Annotated in this window: 21 protein-coding genes; 12 read left to right on the top strand and 9 right to left on the bottom strand. The window is 41.0% G+C overall.

Features of this window, described 5'->3' with window-relative positions; translation table 11 throughout:
* Positions 1-40 precede the first annotated feature (40 nt).
* The 3 genes from ACM0OW_RS11350 to ACM0OW_RS11340 all read right to left on the bottom strand — a co-directional run bounded on the left by ACM0OW_RS11350 (position 41) and on the right by ACM0OW_RS11340 (position 2,034).
* Positions 41-292, bottom strand: coding sequence for a TIGR02450 family Trp-rich protein (locus ACM0OW_RS11350; protein ID WP_414550190.1), 252 nt, complete (start codon positions 290-292; stop codon positions 41-43).
* A 161-nt stretch (positions 293-453) separates the two neighbouring features.
* Positions 454-834 (bottom strand): hypothetical protein, encoded by a 381-nt coding sequence (locus ACM0OW_RS11345; RefSeq protein WP_414550188.1) that lies wholly within the window; start codon positions 832-834, stop codon positions 454-456.
* Between the two features lie 63 nt (positions 835-897).
* Positions 898-2,034 carry a saccharopine dehydrogenase family protein gene (locus ACM0OW_RS11340; protein WP_414550330.1) on the bottom strand — a complete coding sequence of 379 codons (1,137 nt, stop codon included), beginning with the start codon at positions 2,032-2,034 and terminating at the stop codon, positions 898-900.
* A gap of 367 nt (positions 2,035-2,401) precedes the next feature.
* Between ACM0OW_RS11340 and ACM0OW_RS11335 the strand changes: the two genes are divergently transcribed.
* From ACM0OW_RS11335 to ACM0OW_RS11320, 4 genes are all read left to right on the top strand, one after another.
* Positions 2,402-2,854, top strand: a complete 453-nt coding sequence (locus ACM0OW_RS11335) for an orange carotenoid protein N-terminal domain-containing protein (RefSeq protein ID WP_414550186.1) — start codon at positions 2,402-2,404, stop codon at positions 2,852-2,854.
* Between the two features lie 412 nt (positions 2,855-3,266).
* A complete protein-coding gene (locus ACM0OW_RS11330) occupies positions 3,267-3,626 on the top strand; it encodes a hypothetical protein (RefSeq protein ID WP_414550184.1) in 360 nt (119 codons plus the stop codon).
* Positions 3,627-3,927: 301 nt separating this feature from the next.
* Entirely contained in the window at positions 3,928-4,512 is a 585-nt protein-coding gene (locus ACM0OW_RS11325; RefSeq protein WP_414550182.1) for a hypothetical protein, read from the top strand.
* A 30-nt stretch (positions 4,513-4,542) separates the two neighbouring features.
* Complete coding sequence (locus ACM0OW_RS11320) at positions 4,543-5,178, top strand: DUF4142 domain-containing protein (RefSeq protein ID WP_414550180.1); 636 nt, start codon at positions 4,543-4,545, stop codon at positions 5,176-5,178.
* 100 nt (positions 5,179-5,278) lie between these two features.
* On the opposite strand, the gene ACM0OW_RS11315 is transcribed toward ACM0OW_RS11320, so the two are convergent.
* The 4 genes from ACM0OW_RS11315 to ACM0OW_RS11300 form a co-directional block, all read right to left on the bottom strand.
* Positions 5,279-6,058 carry a photosystem II S4 domain protein gene (locus ACM0OW_RS11315; protein WP_414550178.1) on the bottom strand — a complete coding sequence of 260 codons (780 nt, stop codon included), beginning with the start codon at positions 6,056-6,058 and terminating at the stop codon, positions 5,279-5,281.
* Positions 6,059-6,076: 18 nt separating this feature from the next.
* Positions 6,077-6,583 carry a hypothetical protein gene (locus ACM0OW_RS11310; protein WP_414550176.1) on the bottom strand — a complete coding sequence of 169 codons (507 nt, stop codon included), beginning with the start codon at positions 6,581-6,583 and terminating at the stop codon, positions 6,077-6,079.
* A 191-nt stretch (positions 6,584-6,774) separates the two neighbouring features.
* Positions 6,775-7,152 carry a hypothetical protein gene (locus tag ACM0OW_RS11305; protein ID WP_414550174.1) on the bottom strand — a complete coding sequence of 126 codons (378 nt, stop codon included), beginning with the start codon at positions 7,150-7,152 and terminating at the stop codon, positions 6,775-6,777.
* A 175-nt stretch (positions 7,153-7,327) separates the two neighbouring features.
* A complete protein-coding gene (locus ACM0OW_RS11300; RefSeq protein WP_414550329.1) occupies positions 7,328-8,776 on the bottom strand; it encodes an MFS transporter in 1,449 nt (482 codons plus the stop codon).
* 60 nt (positions 8,777-8,836) lie between these two features.
* Between ACM0OW_RS11300 and ACM0OW_RS11295 the strand changes: the two genes are divergently transcribed.
* Positions 8,837-9,355: a phosphoribosyltransferase gene (locus tag ACM0OW_RS11295; RefSeq protein WP_414550172.1), complete on the top strand. Its 519-nt coding sequence runs from the start codon at positions 8,837-8,839 to the stop codon at positions 9,353-9,355.
* A gap of 43 nt (positions 9,356-9,398) precedes the next feature.
* Here ACM0OW_RS11295 and chrA read toward each other — a convergent pair whose 3' ends face one another.
* On the bottom strand, positions 9,399-10,637 hold the full coding sequence (gene chrA, locus ACM0OW_RS11290) for a chromate efflux transporter (protein WP_414550170.1): 1,239 nt from the start codon (positions 10,635-10,637) through the stop codon (positions 9,399-9,401).
* A gap of 240 nt (positions 10,638-10,877) precedes the next feature.
* On the opposite strand from chrA, the gene ACM0OW_RS11285 reads away from it, so the two are divergent.
* Positions 10,878-11,732 carry a hypothetical protein gene (locus ACM0OW_RS11285; RefSeq protein ID WP_414550168.1) on the top strand — a complete coding sequence of 285 codons (855 nt, stop codon included), beginning with the start codon at positions 10,878-10,880 and terminating at the stop codon, positions 11,730-11,732.
* Between the two features lie 175 nt (positions 11,733-11,907).
* Here ACM0OW_RS11285 and ACM0OW_RS11280 read toward each other — a convergent pair whose 3' ends face one another.
* Positions 11,908-12,825, bottom strand: a complete 918-nt coding sequence (locus ACM0OW_RS11280) for an AEC family transporter (protein ID WP_414550166.1) — start codon at positions 12,823-12,825, stop codon at positions 11,908-11,910.
* Positions 12,826-12,927: 102 nt separating this feature from the next.
* Between ACM0OW_RS11280 and ACM0OW_RS11275 the strand changes: the two genes are divergently transcribed.
* The 6 genes from ACM0OW_RS11275 to ACM0OW_RS11250 all read left to right on the top strand — a co-directional run bounded on the left by ACM0OW_RS11275 (position 12,928) and on the right by ACM0OW_RS11250 (position 17,229).
* Complete coding sequence (locus ACM0OW_RS11275; protein WP_414550164.1) at positions 12,928-13,743, top strand: D-alanyl-D-alanine carboxypeptidase family protein; 816 nt, start codon at positions 12,928-12,930, stop codon at positions 13,741-13,743.
* Between the two features lie 235 nt (positions 13,744-13,978).
* A complete protein-coding gene (locus tag ACM0OW_RS11270; protein ID WP_414550162.1) occupies positions 13,979-14,263 on the top strand; it encodes a hypothetical protein in 285 nt (94 codons plus the stop codon).
* Positions 14,230-14,769, top strand: coding sequence for a hypothetical protein (locus ACM0OW_RS11265; protein ID WP_414550160.1), 540 nt, complete (start codon positions 14,230-14,232; stop codon positions 14,767-14,769). The genes ACM0OW_RS11270 and ACM0OW_RS11265 overlap by 34 nt, the downstream gene beginning before the upstream one ends.
* A complete protein-coding gene (locus ACM0OW_RS11260; protein WP_414550158.1) occupies positions 14,733-15,746 on the top strand; it encodes a FecCD family ABC transporter permease in 1,014 nt (337 codons plus the stop codon). Before ACM0OW_RS11265 ends, ACM0OW_RS11260 begins: the two co-directional genes overlap by 37 nt.
* A 441-nt stretch (positions 15,747-16,187) precedes the next feature.
* Entirely contained in the window at positions 16,188-16,841 is a 654-nt protein-coding gene (locus tag ACM0OW_RS11255) for a MotA/TolQ/ExbB proton channel family protein (protein WP_414550153.1), read from the top strand.
* Positions 16,825-17,229 carry an ExbD/TolR family protein gene (locus tag ACM0OW_RS11250; RefSeq protein WP_414550151.1) on the top strand — a complete coding sequence of 135 codons (405 nt, stop codon included), beginning with the start codon at positions 16,825-16,827 and terminating at the stop codon, positions 17,227-17,229. The genes ACM0OW_RS11255 and ACM0OW_RS11250 overlap by 17 nt, the downstream gene beginning before the upstream one ends.
* Positions 17,230-17,430: the final 201 nt, after the last annotated feature.

Genomic DNA, 17,430 nt, shown 5'->3' with positions numbered 1-17,430 from the left:
TAATTTGTTTGTAATAAATTATTAATTTTACAAAATTGACTCAAAGTTCAGATTCTACTGCTTCAATTTCCTGTAAAGATTGCCAGCCAGCTTGCCACTGAGAGTTATCTTGTAACAATTTTGCATTTAACCAAAAGCGTACATTCGGGTCACAAGCCGCAACCATTTCAGCATAAACCCACTTACTCTGATTCTTACGGTTGACTACTTGAAAGTGCCGCCAGCCATCTATTTTTTTATGTGTTGTCCACTTAGAACCAACTAAGTGAGGAAATTTTTGTTTCTTAGGCATTGAACATCGGGAATTAGGCATGGAACAAAGGACACGGGCGTAAAAATCTTTCTATTGCCCAATAATTCTGGAAATCTAGGTAAAAATTGTCTCAATTACGAATTACGTTAGCGAAGCTCCTCCGAAGGAGGCACTACGAATTACGAACTACGGACTACGAACTACGCATGAGTCTCAACTAAATCACCATTACGTGTATACTTATGGCAACATAGTTTACCATCTTCCTCAATACATAGTGAGAACCATCTGATATGGCTCCAACAAGTGTTGATATTGTTGGTAATTTTGCGTTTCTTTCTGTACAAGCGTTGTTTAACAGCTTCATTAGGGCAAAGAATTTCTAAAGTGCCTTTACCATCTGCATCGTTGATGATGCGAAATAGGCAATTTTGCAACATCGCACGACTACTACTGTCGAAAAATCGCTTAAATCGCTGTAACTTCTCCCCTTCTGTCATTTGGCTAATGCGCTTAATTTTAAATACCTCTTCGTCATCAAAGTCAAAGTCATCATCATCAAAGTCATCAGGGTGAGTCATTTTCAGCATCCACTATAGGGAATGGGCTTGCCGTGAGCGTAGCCGAACGGGAGTGAGTTGTTTTTAGATTTTTGTTTGACCTGCAAAGTTGCTTTGAGTCCAATTATGATTTATTTTAATTCCTCGGTTGTGCATAGCTTGGATAAATAAATCCGTTGGTAGTGCTGCTTCCACAGGTGAAACACCTGGTGTTTTGAGTTTACCCTCTAATAAAAGTTGGGCAATGCTACCTGTACCACAACCAGAAGCTGCTGCTGTATTGTCATGCACTACAGTAGAACAATAGACGGCTGTCTCACCATTTTTTTTACCTGTAACTTCTGAACGCACCGCTACACCAATCCCACTAAAATTATTGGTGAAATCTGTCATCAAATGACTGACGCGCGACAAAAATTCAATCATGTAACGACGCTGCATTAACCACTTAGGAAATATATGTGCGGCCATCCAAGTAAGATGGTTATAAAAGTCGGGAATAGAACCAAACTTAGTAACTACAGTTTTCACTGAGGGGAAGGCTTGGGGCATTGTAAAGGTTTCTGGCATATCAAACCAGTAAACGCCACTGCGTCCATAAGGAGAGGGAAAATCAACAACTTCTCTTTGACTATAAGGCTGGATTTTTTGCCATTTTCTGTCTACCCAAGCTTCAAAAGGATATTGCAAGCCTAAAAAGGTTGTCCGCATGACTGTAACTCCTGCACCACCCGAACCAGAGACTAGATAACTTAAATGTATTTTTTCTGGCTGATCAAATTGCTCGGCACACTGACGTACCATGCTGTTAGAGATTCCGGGGAAAATGCCAGTATTAATAATTGCCGTCACACCAGCAGCAACGGCTTGTTCATGGTAATTTAGAGCCTTGCTAGTATAAGAGCGATGGTCACTAACATCTATATAGTTAACGCCTTGTTCAATGCAAATTTTGAGAACATTAGCGTCTCGGTAGTGAAATGGTCCGGCACAATGTATAACTAAATTGGAGTTAGCGATCGCTTCTCTCAATTTATCAACTTCTGCCAAGTCCAAGACTAAAAACTCAATTTTCTTGCCCAAAGGCGAAGTGACGCTCCTGTGTGTCTCTGGGGAACGTCCAGTAATGGTAATTTGTGCCTGTGTGTGGGTGGCTAAATCCGCAGCAACATGGCTACCGATCCGCCCTCTTCCACCAAGTATCAAAACGTGGTCTGTCATTACTCCAGTATAGGCAACACTAACTTCTATTTGAGCAGCTTTTTGTCTTATTTGCCATCGGTTACAGGTATGACTTACCCAAAAACACTGTAAACAGTAGTTTTTAGTCGGAATGTGCTGGGCTTCCAAAACCTCTCAATTTTTCCCAATCATGTTTGAAGAATGGAATACTGAGATTGCCAATACACAGCCTGACCTCTGCGTTTGCGGAATAATTTCACAATCGATGATAGTCTGTCTTTTGACTGATTCAAATATATTGATTTTCTAGAAAATTTATATCTTTTTATAGTGCTAAAGCTCCAGCTAAACTCCATACACTTAATAGATATAGGAATACTATTTGATTTTTTGATTTGAGGATATTATGACTTCTACGAGTAATATCAATTTTGTTGAGCAAGCCGTATCTAAATTTCAAACGCTAGATAGAGATGATCGGCTGATAGTTTTGGCATTAATCTATCATGGAATCGCGTATGAAATACCAGCCATTACTTCTGCTTGTGTGCCAAAAGATAAAGATCAACAATTGTTATCACAAATTCAACAATTGTCCACAACCGAACAGATATTTGCTTTACGCCAGTTGTTAAGCCAAGAGGAACAAGAAGAAAAGATAATTTCTACTGAAAATTACATCTCAATGAATATTGAATGTAAAATGAGTTTTTGGTATCATTTAGCCCAAAATTTAGGCACAACAATTGTTGGCATACCAGAAGATTATATACCTTCTGAAAAAGCAATAGAAGTTTTAGAATTAGTTGATACTACAAATGTTCAAGAAATAGTGATTTTTTTAGAAAGAGTGCTGTAATTATTATCCATAGTTAGTTGTACGTAAACTTCAAGTTGGTTTTTAATTATCAACCTTAGTAGTGATGTATATTTCATAAACCATACAGCATTTCTGTTTGATTGGCAAAGATGAAAGTGTTCAAATCCCCGATTTATTCAATAATTCGGGGATATCTGTCTGCATAATTTATTGAGATTGCTATTTCGTGTTTTCCATCACTTTTCTGTTTAACATAATCTTATGCTTTGGACGGACGTTTTAGATGTTTAGCGGAATTAATGTCGAAGCATGAATGCAAAAATGAAGTGCAGTATTTCTGACAAAAAAAGGCTTAATCAGAGTTCAGAAAACTGTCACATTTTGTGCAATGTCTATGAATAAATGATTTAGCAATCGCAAAGATTTGCTGCTGTAATCTCAGGAAATACCAATGAAAGTAAACAAGAATACAAGTTTCCTCAAAATGCTTGCTAGCCTTGTGGGAGTTGCTGGTGTGAGTGCTTTGATCAATGTCCCAGCATTTGCATTAACCAATTTAACCCGATCTACAGGTACTATACACTCACAAGCAGTAACACCCAGCAATGAGACTGTTCCTGGAACACAGCCAGGTCAGTCACAAGATAAACCAGGTCAACCTCAACCAGGTCAGCCAGGAGATCAGCCTGGTCAACCAGGTCAGCCAGGAGATCAAACAGGTCAACCAGGTCAGCCAGGTCAACCAGGTCAACCAGGTCAGCCAGAAGATCAAACAGGTCAGCCTGGTCAACCAGGTACTGAACAAAAGTAAAGTATTCTGAGCCGCAGTATATATTTGTTGTTTAAGTTTAATAGGATATGCTGTGGCTCTTGAACAGAGTTTTTTGATTCAAATCAGGGATCGATATTACTTTAAGGCAAATTATAGTCAATATCTTAATTCTCCTCAAGCTGAGTAATGAGAATAACAAATATTTTGCAGATAATTTACTCTTCTGTTATCTCCAGATTTATCTGTGCGTTTATTTGGTTGGGATGGTTATAACTCTTTAATTATTTTTCTCAAATCAAAATATAACTGAGAATTTGCTAATCATTACCCATGAGGAAATATGGTTAATCAAAATCATAAATATGCTGTCGGAGTCTTTGTCAGACATCAAGAAGTAGAGTCTACAATTAATGAATTGAAAGTGTCAGGCTTTCCGATGGAGCAAGTGTCAATCATTGCTAAAGATGTAGAACCAGACGAGCGATTGGGTGAAGCGCAGATGAGCGATGGGCAAAGTCCCACCGTTAGCGATCGCATTGGTGAGCAAGGTGTTAACGTCACCAGTCCAGTAGGTGAAACACTTACAGCTACTAGTTGGGGTAGTGTGTTAGTCGGTTTAAGTAGTTTGGCAATTCCCAGTTTAGGAATTTTACTAGCAGCAGGTTCTGTAGGTCTGGCGCTACTGGCTAGTATAGCGGGTGTTGCTGTGGGAACAGTCGCAAATCAGAATTTAGTGAAGGCGCTGGCTGATTTAGGTATACCCGAAAACCAAGCCAGAATTTATAGCGATCGCCTCCAACAAAGTTATTATTTACTCATCCTCAATGGCACAGATCAAGAGATTGATAGTGCTACAGCAATTTTACGCAATCAAAATATTAAAAATTTGGGCATTTATGATTCTTCTCAAGCTCAAAATTCATAAAAATTAGCGCTATATAGGAAACTGAAATAAATGAATTTATTTCCTAGAAAATTGGCGAAAAAGTTTAATTATTTCATGGGAATTGTAGAAATTAGTGCCGCGATGCTTTTGGTAAGCAGCACTATCGCGATTACTAGTTATGCCCAAATTAATCAAAGAGCGATAGCACAAACAACACCCAATAGTTCTACCACTCTGGAAACTAAAATTTTACAAAATAGCCTGAGTGAGATTGACAAAATATATCTGCAAGAAGCCGCACAAGCTGGAATGGCAGAAGTTGAAATGGCAAAACTAGCACTAGAAAAGTCAAATAACGAAAATATCAAACAATATGCCCAACAAATGATTCAGGATCATACGCCGTTGAATCAGGAATTAATGCAATTGGCTCAACAGAAGGGAATGACTTTGCCAAGCAATCTTAACCCCAAATATCAAGCCTTTAAAACGCAACTATCAGAACTTTCTGGCGAAAATTTTGACCTAGCATATACCAATGAAGGTGGGATTAACGCAAACCTGCAAAATTTAATTATTCATACCCGTCAGTTACAGCTAGGTCAAGACCCAGACTTGCAAGCCTTTGCTTTCAAAAATCTCCCCGTTGTAGAGGCACACTTGCAACTAGTTGATCTCCTGTTAATGTCACCTATGCAGCAATAAAATGTGTTTTAGATAACTTTGTAAATTAAATAAAAAGGAGTGATTAGTTGGAAATGAAAAAATAACAGGTTAATTAGAAAAATTGATAACTGATAACTGTCTACATAAATCGTGTTAATTGAACTCGGTAACGTTCTTTTTTCGTAACGGCAATTTCCCCGACTTCTAAACGTCCTTTACCACGAATAGCGATTAAGTCGCCTGATTTGACTTGAGAACTAGCTTGACTAACGTCTTTCCAATTGACGCGGACATCACCACCCTCAATGAAATTAACCATTTTGCTGCGGGACATCCCAAAACCAGCCGAGGCGATCGCATCTAACCTCAATGAAGCTTCGACTGTAGTTAATTCTTTCTTCTTGGGTTCCCTAACTTTTAATTCATTGATATCAATACGCTGAGTTTTTACCGGCACTGATCGCACCTGTTGCAGACTCATCTCTAAAAATTCCGCCAATTCCGGCGCGACAATGGCTTGCGCTCCCCGTTCGCCCAGAACAATAATATCTCCTGTCTTTTCACGGATGATTCCTGTCCCCAGCATTGCGCCTAAAAAGTCGCGGTGAGTGGCGGTATCAAACAGGAAATTGCCAGCAATTTCTAAAGCTACGAGGTCAACTTGAGATTGATCTAGGGGAAGTTCCGAGCGAGCGATCGCCATTCTTTGACGTTCCGCTTGGGGATAACCGCCCCAGGCGACTAATTGCACATCTGTTAACCGACTGAACACCCGGTTAATTTCTGCCAATTCCGGCGGAGACAAAAAATCAGTCAAAACAACTTCCCAAGTTTTAATCGCTTGTTCAGCCTGATCAATCACACGAGCTACACTGTCTCGATTTTCAACACCTTTTAAAAGTTCTTCTCTTGGTAACATGATCCAAATTTTGAATTTTTATGTGTTAGTTGTATCAGCATAACCCTGGATATTTTCCGGCTCAAATTTCCGTAATATCCGAGTTACTTGGCGACTAATCGCTTCCGAAACCTGAACGACAACTATGTATTTACCCATATCTAACCGATTGCGGTAGGGTAAAGCATCACCACCACCCAGGACTAAACCCACACCACCACCGACAAACACACTACCCATAGCGCCACCAACAGCGCCCAGCAGTCCCCCAATGATGTGATTCCCAATTTCCCCCGCCCAAGCAAAGGTATTTAAACCTGTAGCCAGGCTGAAAGCACAACCTGCAAAAAAGCCAAATGGGATCAGCCAATATGACATCAGCTTTGCTTGCTTTATGGCTTGTTCCTTGGGGTCAACCAAGCCAAACTCGTCAGCAGTTTTATAACCCCTACCCAGGATAGTACTTTTAATGCCTTCGGCTTCTAGAGCTAAGTAAGCGCCTTCAGCTTGGATACGGTCTGGTAATACAGCAACAACGTAATTCATTGATTAAATAATAATTGTCTAATAAAAGTTCTTAATTAACAGCGTAACAGTGCTAGTCGAATCAATCTTGTGTCTAATTTCAGAAATTTAGAAATCGACAGGGTAGAACAGACAAGAATCACTACGGTGGTACGGGAAATGTGGAATTATTTTTCGCATCTCCCTATTATCCCATTTTCTTGGTTCAGATATCACTTGAGCAAATCAATTGGCTCACAAAAATCGTTCACCCCTTGCTTGAGAATATATATCAGAACTGGTGTAGCGAGAATCTGAGGGAATGATGGCATTTTTTTGAGCCGTTCCATGATACTGACCAAGGAGTTATTGAGTAAATCTTCGCGATATTCTTGTTCACATATAACCGCACGCCATTTTCTCGCCATAGCATCCAACCATTCGGAATTAGTCATACCTGGTTCTTGTCCCGCCCGAATAGCCAGACTCATGGCTGCATCTTCTAAATCTCCATCACAATCCTCAATTAAATCAAGTGCTTCCATAGCGTTAGAGTCATCAACTAATTGAGAACGAAACAGGGCAATTTCCTGCGATGTCACTTTAGTCATAGAGTTTTAAAAATCCAAATATTTCAAATTGACACAAGTACCGACAAATGTGATTATATATGGTTTTATGTCTTTGATTTTTGGCAGTAGTCGTAAGGGCGCAAGGCTTTGCGCCCCTACCCAGTGGTCTATTTATCTGAAAATACCTGTAATGTGCCAAACTTTCGCCAAAAGTCTAAGCACCGCTATTCTCCTGACGGGCTTTGAGTTTCATCATAATTTCTGCGTGCATCTCACGAGTAATTGGGTAAAAATACGCCATAAATAAACCAAAAATCAAGAAAATCGTGGGTAATGGACCAACACTAAAGCGGATAGCTAGTAAGGCTGATTCCGGTTGTATGGGTAGAGGTTGTCCGGCTGTGGTTGCTTGGAAACCGGAGGCTTGTAAGGCGTTTCCTACTAAAAATATTCCTAAAGCTAACCCTAATTTTTGCAGCAAAACCATAAAACCATAGAATATTCCTTCTCGGCGCTGTCCGGTTTGGAGTTCATCTAAGTCAATCACATCGGGAATCAGTGACCAAGGAACCAGATAAGCTGTAGATACGCCAACACCAGCCATCACAGCCATAAAATACATTAAACCTATTTGACTAGGCTGTAAAAAAAACAGTCCTCCTGCGGCGATAATCCATGAACTCATCCCCAAAAAATAGACCTTTTTTTTACCGATTTTTTTGCTCAAAGCACTCCAGACAAATAACATAATTAAGGCTGTTCCTTGGACTGCAATAATCACACCAGGGACATCTGAATCTGTCAAACCCATACAGTTGAGGACAAAGTAAGGAAGAGTGGTGGCTGTCACTTGTACACCCAGCCAAGAAAAAAGATATATACCAATGACAAATAGAAAAGGTCGATTGTTAAAAACGATTTTTAACTGCTCAAATAAAGGCATGGATGGGGGTTGTTCGGTTTGGTTGCGTTTAGCTTCAAAAGCCAAGACGCGATCGCGCACTCCAAAAATGCACACATATAAAGCCGAAACCGCAATTACAGCACAAACTGCGGCTAAAACTAAATATTGTTGTTCGCGATCGCCTATGTAAGAAAAAACAATTTGCACTAAAATCAACGATAAAATACTGCCACTAATCGAAAAAGCGAAGCGGAAGCTATTTAAACTAGTGCGTTCATCATAATCTTGAGTTAATTCTGGAGTCATTGCCGTATAAGGCAAACTCACAACGGTGTAAACCACCTGAGAGAGTAACCCAATGACCACGTAATACCAAAACAATGGCCACATATTAGCACTTGGGTCGGCACTAAAACGCGGTACAATCCACTGCAAAAAAAAGATAATGCCAAAAGGAATTGCCCCGTAAAGCATCCAAGGTAAACGACGACCCCAGCGACGAGATTTAGTTCTATCTGACAAAACCCCGATAATCGGATCGTTGATAGCATCCCAAACTTTCCCAATCATTAAAACGCTACCAGCTAAACCAGCCGGAATCCCAGCCACATTGGTAAAGAAAATCAGCAGAAAAAATATAGAAATATTGCCAGTAATAGCCGGGCCAAAATCTCCAGCCCCATAAGCTAGTTTAGTTTTTAAATCCAGTTTGGGATTTTCTGGATTAATTGGGGAAAAGTCATCAACAGAATCGTTTATGCTCATACTAAAATAAAAAGTTTGTAGTTGCTTAAGTATCACCTAAAAAATACTTCATTTATGGCAGACCTTTACGTTTCTTGGTCAGATTATCACCAAAAAATTGAACACCTAGCGGCTCAGATATATCAGTCAGGCTGGGAGTTTAACCAGATTGTCTGTCTTGCTAGAGGAGGACTGCGAGTGGGAGATATCATTTCCCGGATATATCAGCAGCCGTTGGCAATTTTAGCAACATCTTCTTACAGTGGTTCCGGTAAGCAAGAAAGAGGCAATTTAACCTTTTCTCGCCATTTAACGATGACAACAGAACATTTAGGTTCGCACATTCTCCTAGTTGATGACTTGGTAGATTCGGGAATCACCCTGGAACAAACTATACCTTGGTTAAAGCAAAATAGTAACTTCGCCGTTGCAGAAATTCGCACGGCAGTATTGTGGTATAAAGCCTGTTCTACCATCAAACCGGATTATTATGTCGATTATCTACCTGATAACCCCTGGATTCATCAACCCTTTGAACACTACGAAAACATGAACCCCGCAGAACTTACAGGTAAAATAAGTCAACCGTGTTGACGAGTGAAGAGTATTATGTCTCTTGACTGATAACTGATAACTGTTAAAAAGTGCCAGCAATTAAGCCTATAACTGCACCTGCGGGGACTAATTGCCATGTGGGACGTTTGAAGCGGATCAGAGCAACTAAAGCCAGAATGCTGATCATAGCGGCTAAAATAGAGCGCCCAAGAGTATCTTGGATGATAGCAGTTTGTGCTAGGGGAATGGCAGCAGATGCGATCGCACCCAAAACCGCCGGAGTAACGCCTTTCAAAAAGCTGCGAATCCAGGGGTTTTGACGAATGCGAACTAAAAGCGGTGCAGCTCCCATAATAAATAGAAACGATGGGATAAAAATGGCGATCGCCGAAGTTAAAGCACCCATTGCACCAGCCACCTTATAACCGACAAAAGCCGCCGTAATCACCACAGGCCCCGGAGTAAATTCACCAATAGCAACACCGTCCAGAAATTCACTGCGGGTTAACCAATGAAATTGAGTTACTACTTCCGACTCCAGCAAGGGGATAATCACTAACCCACCCCCAAAGATGAAACTACCAACTTTCAAAAAGAAGAACGTCAAGGTTAAATAGTACTCCTGAATCCGTTCTAGTCCCCAAAAGCTGGACAATGCCAATGTATCAGTAGTTACAGTCGCCAAGGTTTTGGGCAGTACCTGCATCATGGGTAAAAGGGGAACTAACCAAGTACTGGTGCGATTTGATGGACTGTAAAGGATTAACCCGACAATACCAGCTAAGACAAATTGCAACAGAATATTGACTTGAAATAGCCAGGTAACAAGTAGAACAGCTAAAGCGATAGCTACACCTTTGACATCCCTAATTCCCCGTTTGGCTAACTTCCAGCAAAATCCAAAGATGATCGCAATCACCACAGGTGTCACCCCCAAAAATAAATCTTCAATCTGCGGTATACCTTGAAAGCGAAAATATGCCCAAGATAGACTCAGCACAATTAAAAAAGCAGGCAAAATAAAACAAATACCTGCCACTAAAGCACCCAATTGTCCCGCCCGCACATACCCAGTATAAATTCCCATCTGGGTAGAAGCGGGGCCAGGTAACATCTCGCAAATTGCTACTCCTTCTAAAAATTGTTCTTGAGTAAACCAGCCTCGCCTCACTACCGCTTCATCATTAATCATGGCAATGTGGGCTTGCGGTCCACCAAAACCAATTAAGCCTAACTTCAGGAAAAGTTGAGCAAGTTCTAGCAATCGAGCTGATAAACTAGGCTGTGTTTCCTCAGATTCATGATTACTTTGCTGATTCATTCTCAACCTCTTGATGATTTTTAATTAAGTTTTCATCTTTCATAAGTAAGAAAAAATAAATAATTCCCAGGATGGAAGAAAATAAAAATTTAAGTTTGTAAAATAGCCTTGTCTACAAAAATTGTAATTTATGCTCCTGGTTGATTTCACAAATCATTGATGTAAATAAATCAACTAGTGATGAGCAGAAATTGTGTCTCTTATTCAAAAAAGAGAACAACAAGTATGAGGAGCTTTTCCATGATTAATAGATTCAACACAAATCACTTAAGGAGTGGTGTAAATTGTGCCGATAGTGGTTTGATGCAAAAGCTGTGGAAGTCCAAAGGTATCACTGTTTTAGTTCTGGGAAGTTTGCTGCTTTCTGGTTGTAATAATGGATTTCGAGAAGCAATTGCACCGGAATCTCCTGGAGATATGGTCAGCCAGGAAGTTTCAGACAGAACAGATCAACTGATTGGTCAAACTGTAACCATTAGAAGTCAGCCAATTACCTCAGTCAGTCCCACCAGCTTTACAGTCACAAATGAGGAATTATTTGGCAGTGAGACCATTTTAGTGGTTAATGCTACAGGTCAAGCTTTGAATCTGCCTGATCAGCAGAATATGGATATTCAAGCTACAGGAGAGGTTCGCAGATTTGTACTGCCAGAAATTAATAGAGATTATAATCTGAAGTTGCAGCCAGATTTGTATAGTGAATACGAAGGTCGGACTGTGATTGTTGCTCAGTCAATGGCACTAGCACCAAAACCAGGGGAAATCATTTCTAACCCCACTCCATACTACAACCAAACTCTAGCGGTAGCCGGTGAAGTAGCAGACAAAAAAAATGAGGTTTTATTTAGCTTGAATGAAGGCCAATTACTGGGTGGAGAAGAGTTACTTGTATTGCGTACTGATTCACTACCAATGATCAGTGATGAACAAAGTGTCGTGGTGACAGGTGTGCTGCGTCCGTTTGTTGTTGCTGAACTAGAGCGAGATTACAACCTGACTTGGGATTTAGATATGCAGCGACAGCTAGAAGTTGAGTACAGCAACAAACCTGTAATAGTTTCTACAGGCGTTTATCCCTGGGCTGTTCCCCGATAAACATCAGCCACCTATTCTCTACAGTCTTGCGCGTTTTAGGGTGGGAAAAGTCCCAACCCCAGGCGCTTTATTATTAGACATCTAGTGAAAATAAAATATGCGTTATCACAGAACCGTTGTAGAGACGTTCCATGAAACGTCTCTACATTCTTTGTCGGAGATGTCTATTAATTAATTAAAATAGCCATAACCAAAGCGGTAGAGTAATCAGTAATCCCATAGACCCCACAGCTAAAGAAGTAACAGCCAGGTCACGATCAAGATTAAAGGTTTCAGCAATTACCAATGTGGCGAATGCTGGAGGCATTGACATTTGTAGCACAATTACCTGTGCTGCTTCACCAGTTACGCCAAAAAGTGGTAACGTACTGCCGATAAATAATGGAACTACCAACATTTTAATTGTTAAGCTGATTCCGGCTTCTGGTAGCCTGTGCCAAGAATTAAGCTGGGAAAGTCGCATCCCAATTAACATCAGAGTTAACGCAATAACCAGCCAACCTAATTTTTCTAGGCTAGATTCCCAGATAGGGGAGAGGGTCACGTCTCGAAATAGCAAGCCAAAGCCGAAACTCCACAGGGCAGGATTTATGAAAATAGACTTGATGATTTGCCCATAATTCCTGACATTGCCGCCGAAATGAGATGCTAAGACTATTCCGAAGCCATAAGCACCGAATAATGATCCCAACATATCGTAGAATAAAGCCCAGGCAAAGTATTCTTGCCCGACTAATGCTAGGGTGATGGGATAACCAAGATAACCTGTGTTACCCACCATTGCCGCTAGAAGCAAACTACCTTGGGTTGATTTTTGGTGAATGGTTTTTGTGAAATAGGCTTGACCTTTCATTCCCCACCAAGCCAAAAATGCTCCTAGTAAAATGGCTAAATAGGCGATCGCCGGAGCAATCCAAATCTGTCCTGACAAATCAGATCGACGTAAAAAAGCTACTATGCTTATCGGTACTCCCACCCAAAATAGCCCTTGAGCCAGACGGGTAGGAACGGAGTTAGGTAGTTTGCGTCCCAGAATAAAGCCTACTAGGACTAATCCCACCAGTTTGACGTATAGTTCTAGGAGGTTAGCCAAGATTGTGTCTAGGAATATATAGATGTGAATACTACTGAAGATGTTTATTTCTGTCCAGTCTACAATCTTTGAAGAATATTGCACACAAGCAGGAGTTGATCCTTGAATAAAGCCCGGTTTTCTGGACAACCGCATAACTTATCAGGTGACTCTAGCGAAGAAGATATTCCCGTAGCTTTACGCGATAGCCCTGAAGCAGCACCTAAAAGACTTTCACCAAGTCTAACTTTACTAATCACTGGAGTATCCGGGTTAATCATCCTGGGTTTAATTGCTAGTTTTTGGTTCTTTGTCATCGCCCCCAGAAACACAGTTGTCCCTGAACCTGCACCTAATGCCACAACTCCCACCGATACACAAACTAATGATTCTGTCAATAGGCAAGAAAATATTGATGCCCTGTTGGGTCATTTGACATACCCAGAAGCACCAGAGTCAGAGTTATTACCAATTACCGCAGATGGGCGCATTAGACTGAAAAAAGTTGCGGCTCAAAGGTATCAGGCGATGACGCAAGCGGCGCGACGTGAGGGTGTGATTTTAGTGGCAATTTCTGGTTTTCGTTCGGTAAAAGATCAGGAACAGTTATTTTTTGGGATTGGTGCTAGACGCAATCAAACCCCATCCCAAAGGGCTGCGGTGAGTGCGCCTCCTGGACACAGTGAACATCATACAGGCTACGCTGTGGATATAGGAGATGGGTCAGTACCAGCGACTAATCTGCAAACCAACTTTGAAAATACGAAGGCGTTCAAATGGTTAGAAGCAAATGCGGCGCGTTTTGGCTTTGAAATCTCCTTTCCAGAGAATAATCCTCAAGGTGTGAGTTATGAACCTTGGCACTGGCGTTTTGTAGGCGATCGCCATAGTCTAGAATTATTCTACAAAGCTAGAAATTTAAAACCTGCACAACCATAATCTAAATTCCCCCTAGTACCGTAGGGTAAGGTGAAAATAAAGAAAAACCCGCCAACCTGCCCTACGGTTATGTCTGGCGGGAAATTTTTCATGCTTAATATCCGCCGCAGGCATCGCTTTTGATGTCAAACCAAATGGGAATCATAAAAAAAGAAGCTAGTAACAGTTTCCAGATTTCAGGACAACGTGCTTATACAAGGTATAAAATATATAAGTACAAATAAATACAAATAATATGAGCAATCAAGTTTATAAGGTATTTGAAGAGGTCGAATTTAAAGCCAAGCTACTTGCTCAATATTGGAATAATTTTCACACGGAAATATCCCTGCACTTACCCGAAACATATCAGCCAGAAATCCAAGAACTTTCCCACAACTTAGAAAAAGCTTTAAGTCAACTGGTTGATGAACTTCGCCATCCTACGCTCACTCTTGCAACTACAGGAACTACAAGTAGCGGTAAAAGCACTCTAGTTAATTTGTTATGTGGAGCAAAATTATCAAAAGTCTGGGAGTAGATATTGAAATTGTTGATAACTATTATAATGGTGTGGAACCTGCCTATACTGTTCTCAAAAGATATATAAAGTATGGTTCTGATTTACTCTTCAACCCGGAAGTTCGCCAACAAGTATTAGGAGTAACAGGAGTAGCGACGCAAATAGCAATAGATGTTGGTAGTGAATTTATCCCACCACAACAAGCTGTAACATTTGAAGTTGAAAATGATATAAATGCCTTTGAAGAATATTTGCGTTATGCAATTTTTGACGCTGCGGGTTTCGAGTCTTATTGTATTCAAGAACTCAAGGGATTAGTTGATAGATTTAGAGATAAGGGGGGTACTTGGAATGGAGTTGCTCTGAATGAATGGTTGGAAGGAAATACCCTTCTTTTTGCGGAAATACCGCATAATTTGAAATCACAAGCATCTAATTTAGAAGTTAGTGAAAGATTACGGCAATTATCTATTGCACTCAAAAAACAATGCAATTCACCAGCAGAATTCAGAAAACATGGCTAAATAATCGTCTGTTAGTCGCAATTATTCTTTTGAGTGTGGCGATCGCTGTCACCTTGGCACTTTCCATCTCTCAAGGCGCTGTCCCGTTTAGTATATCAGATATTGGGCAAGCATTATTACACCAGGGCGACCCCATTAAACAAACGATTCTGTGGGATTTGCGAATGCCTAGAATCGCCGCAGCCATGCTGGTAGGGGCTGGGTTAGGGATGTCTGGGGCTTTGTTGCAAGGAATGTTACGAAATAGTCTGGCTGACCCGTTTATTCTCGGTATTTCTGCGGGTGCTGGATTAGTGGCGATCGCCATGATCGTCTTACAAGTATTCGTAGCTTGGATTCCCCTAGCAGCTTGGTTAGGCGCAATTATCACAGCCGGAATTGTGATTTTTCTCGGTCGCACCTCTGGGGGAATTAGAGTTGAAAGGCTAATTTTAGGAGGGGTTGCAGTTAGTTCGTTGTTTGGTTCCTTACAATCAGTGCTATTACTGACGGCTGAAGATGGACAAATCCAGTTAGCCTTAAATTGGTTAGTGGGAAGTCTGAACGGTCGGGGTTGGACACAAGTCCAAATGGCTGCACCCTATATGTTTGTAGGATTAATAGCTGGGTGTTTACTGGCGCGTTCAGTAAATGTCCTGTCATTGGGCGATGATTTAGCCGTTGGTTTAGGCTTTTCGTTAATGCGATCGCGTATACTCATCGGTGCAGTTGCAACTCTCTTAGCCGCAGGTGCTGTCAGTGTCGCCGGCTTAGTTGGTTTTGTCGGTTTAGTAGTTCCCCACGGCGTAAGGATGTTAGTCGGAACCGACAACCGGATATGTTTACCCTTCTCAGCTGTGGCGGGTGCTTGGTTACTCACCTTTGCTGACTTACTTTCTCGCTTAGGTGCTGTGGAGTTACCCGTAGGTGCAATTACCGCTTTACTCGGTTCACCCATGTTTATTTGGTTGCTCTATAGTGGTGCAAAAAAATCCTGAAATAATTTTATCTCTTTCCCAAGAAAAAATATTAGTCAATAATCCCGATCAGATTTTTATCATGGAGTCCGATACTGTTAACCCAGAAGTTTTTCAGCAGTTACCGTTTTGGCATAAATTGCAAGGCTGCGAAAAATAATCAAGTGTCTATCTTTCATCATGATGGCTTAGTGAGTCCCACCAGTATCGATACAGTGGAACAAGTCACCAAGCAATTACGCGAAGTTGCATCACAATGAATTTACCTCACACAGAGGCGCAAATAAAGGCTCAGAGAATCAGCGTTAGAGAAATATACCTGATCGGATTCAGGACTGCTATGCTTGTCTTTTGGGTGCTGTTTAATTGGGACTTGTTTGTACTCTCTTGACAAAAAGTATCAATTTGCCTGAAGATTCTACACATCTGGCTGTGTATTAATTATTTGTGACGAGGCATTAGATGGGAATTAATAATCTGTTTACGGCTGGCGGTGTAGTAATGTGGCCGCTGTTCGGGTTTTCAGTTTTAGCCGTGGCGCTAATTTTTGAACGTATCCGATTTTGGGTGAGAATCAATAACCGTCAAAGCAGCGTAATTAGAGACGTGTTGAAGCTTTATCGGCTAGATAACGTAGTTGGTGCAATAGATAAACTCCGGAAAAATGCCGATTTGCCCTTAGCACGGATTTTTTTGGCGGCGTTGGAATTGGAAGAACCAAATCCTGAAGAATTTCGTTTGGCGTTAGAAAGTGAAGCCCAAGCTGAGATACCCTTACTAAAACGCTTTCAAAACATTTTTGAGACAATAATTGGTTTAGCACCACTATTAGGTCTACTAGGGACTGTATTAGGGTTAATTGCGTCCTTTGCTTCCCTAGATATAGGTGATGTGGGAGGAACAAAAACCGCAGGTGTAACGGCTGGTATCAGTGAAGCGTTGGTTTCCACAGCCACGGGCTTAGTAGTTGCAATATTCACCCTTTTATTTGCCAACTCTTTTCGAGGTTTATATGTCCGTCAAATAGCACTCATTCAAGAGTACGGGGGACAATTAGAGTTACTTTACCGCCGACGTTACGAACGAGGAGAGAGAAGCTATGCGTCTACCCGATGAAGCAGATTTACCAGCACAGATCAACATTTTACCGATGATTGATGTGATCTTTGCCATATTAACCTTTTTTATCATGTCAACGCTGTTTTTAACTAGGTCTGAAGGCTTGCCAGTGAATTTACCTACGGCAACCACAGCCACACAACAGCAAATTCCCATGAAAATTACCGTCACCGTCGAGGAAAACGGAGTAATTAGCGTTAACAAGGAACCGAGTACAGTGGATTCATTAGCAGAGCAGCTACGGACTACCATTGGTTCTAACTCAGAAGCGTTGGTGATTATTAATGCTGATGAAAAAGTAGGGCATGGTCAGGTAGTGGCAATTATGGATCGGGTGCGTCAAGTAAAAGGGGCGAAGTTAGCGATTTCTACCCAAAAACCCTAAGAACTAGAACTTAATTAATTAAATTCACCTTGACCTCACCCCGCCTTTGACTTACATCAAAGTCTCCCCTCTCCTTGGTAAGGAGAGGGGTTGGGGGTGAGGTTCTGTATTTTATTAAATCCGCTATGATTACGGCAATTGAATGCTTGTAGGGACAATTCAAGGCTTGTTCCTATTTGCCAAAGACATCTAATTACCGAA

It is taken from the genome of Anabaena sp. CCY 0017 (genome assembly GCF_963920885.1).
In the GTDB taxonomy this organism is placed as follows: Bacteria; Cyanobacteriota; Cyanobacteriia; order Cyanobacteriales; family Nostocaceae; genus Nodularia.
This window is presented reverse-complemented; position numbering and strand designations above follow the sequence as displayed.

Coding starts and splice junctions, on each gene's coding strand:
- ACM0OW_RS11350 (WP_414550190.1), bottom strand. CDS start 292: ATGCCTAAGAAACAAAAATTTCCTCACTTAGTTGGTTCTAAGTGGACA.
- ACM0OW_RS11345 (WP_414550188.1), bottom strand. CDS start 834: ATGACTCACCCTGATGACTTTGATGATGATGACTTTGACTTTGATGAC.
- ACM0OW_RS11340 (WP_414550330.1), bottom strand. CDS start 2,034: ATGACAGACCACGTTTTGATACTTGGTGGAAGAGGGCGGATCGGTAGC.
- ACM0OW_RS11335 (WP_414550186.1), top strand. CDS start 2,402: ATGACTTCTACGAGTAATATCAATTTTGTTGAGCAAGCCGTATCTAAA.
- ACM0OW_RS11330 (WP_414550184.1), top strand. CDS start 3,267: ATGAAAGTAAACAAGAATACAAGTTTCCTCAAAATGCTTGCTAGCCTT.
- ACM0OW_RS11325 (WP_414550182.1), top strand. CDS start 3,928: ATGGTTAATCAAAATCATAAATATGCTGTCGGAGTCTTTGTCAGACAT.
- ACM0OW_RS11320 (WP_414550180.1), top strand. CDS start 4,543: ATGAATTTATTTCCTAGAAAATTGGCGAAAAAGTTTAATTATTTCATG.
- ACM0OW_RS11315 (WP_414550178.1), bottom strand. CDS start 6,058: ATGTTACCAAGAGAAGAACTTTTAAAAGGTGTTGAAAATCGAGACAGT.
- ACM0OW_RS11310 (WP_414550176.1), bottom strand. CDS start 6,583: ATGAATTACGTTGTTGCTGTATTACCAGACCGTATCCAAGCTGAAGGC.
- ACM0OW_RS11305 (WP_414550174.1), bottom strand. CDS start 7,152: ATGACTAAAGTGACATCGCAGGAAATTGCCCTGTTTCGTTCTCAATTA.
- ACM0OW_RS11295 (WP_414550172.1), top strand. CDS start 8,837: ATGGCAGACCTTTACGTTTCTTGGTCAGATTATCACCAAAAAATTGAA.
- chrA (WP_414550170.1), bottom strand. CDS start 10,637: ATGAATCAGCAAAGTAATCATGAATCTGAGGAAACACAGCCTAGTTTA.
- ACM0OW_RS11285 (WP_414550168.1), top strand. CDS start 10,878: ATGATTAATAGATTCAACACAAATCACTTAAGGAGTGGTGTAAATTGT.
- ACM0OW_RS11270 (WP_414550162.1), top strand. CDS start 13,979: ATGAGCAATCAAGTTTATAAGGTATTTGAAGAGGTCGAATTTAAAGCC.
- ACM0OW_RS11265 (WP_414550160.1), top strand. CDS start 14,230: ATGTGGAGCAAAATTATCAAAAGTCTGGGAGTAGATATTGAAATTGTT.
- ACM0OW_RS11260 (WP_414550158.1), top strand. CDS start 14,733: ATGCAATTCACCAGCAGAATTCAGAAAACATGGCTAAATAATCGTCTG.
- ACM0OW_RS11255 (WP_414550153.1), top strand. CDS start 16,188: ATGGGAATTAATAATCTGTTTACGGCTGGCGGTGTAGTAATGTGGCCG.
- ACM0OW_RS11250 (WP_414550151.1), top strand. CDS start 16,825: ATGCGTCTACCCGATGAAGCAGATTTACCAGCACAGATCAACATTTTA.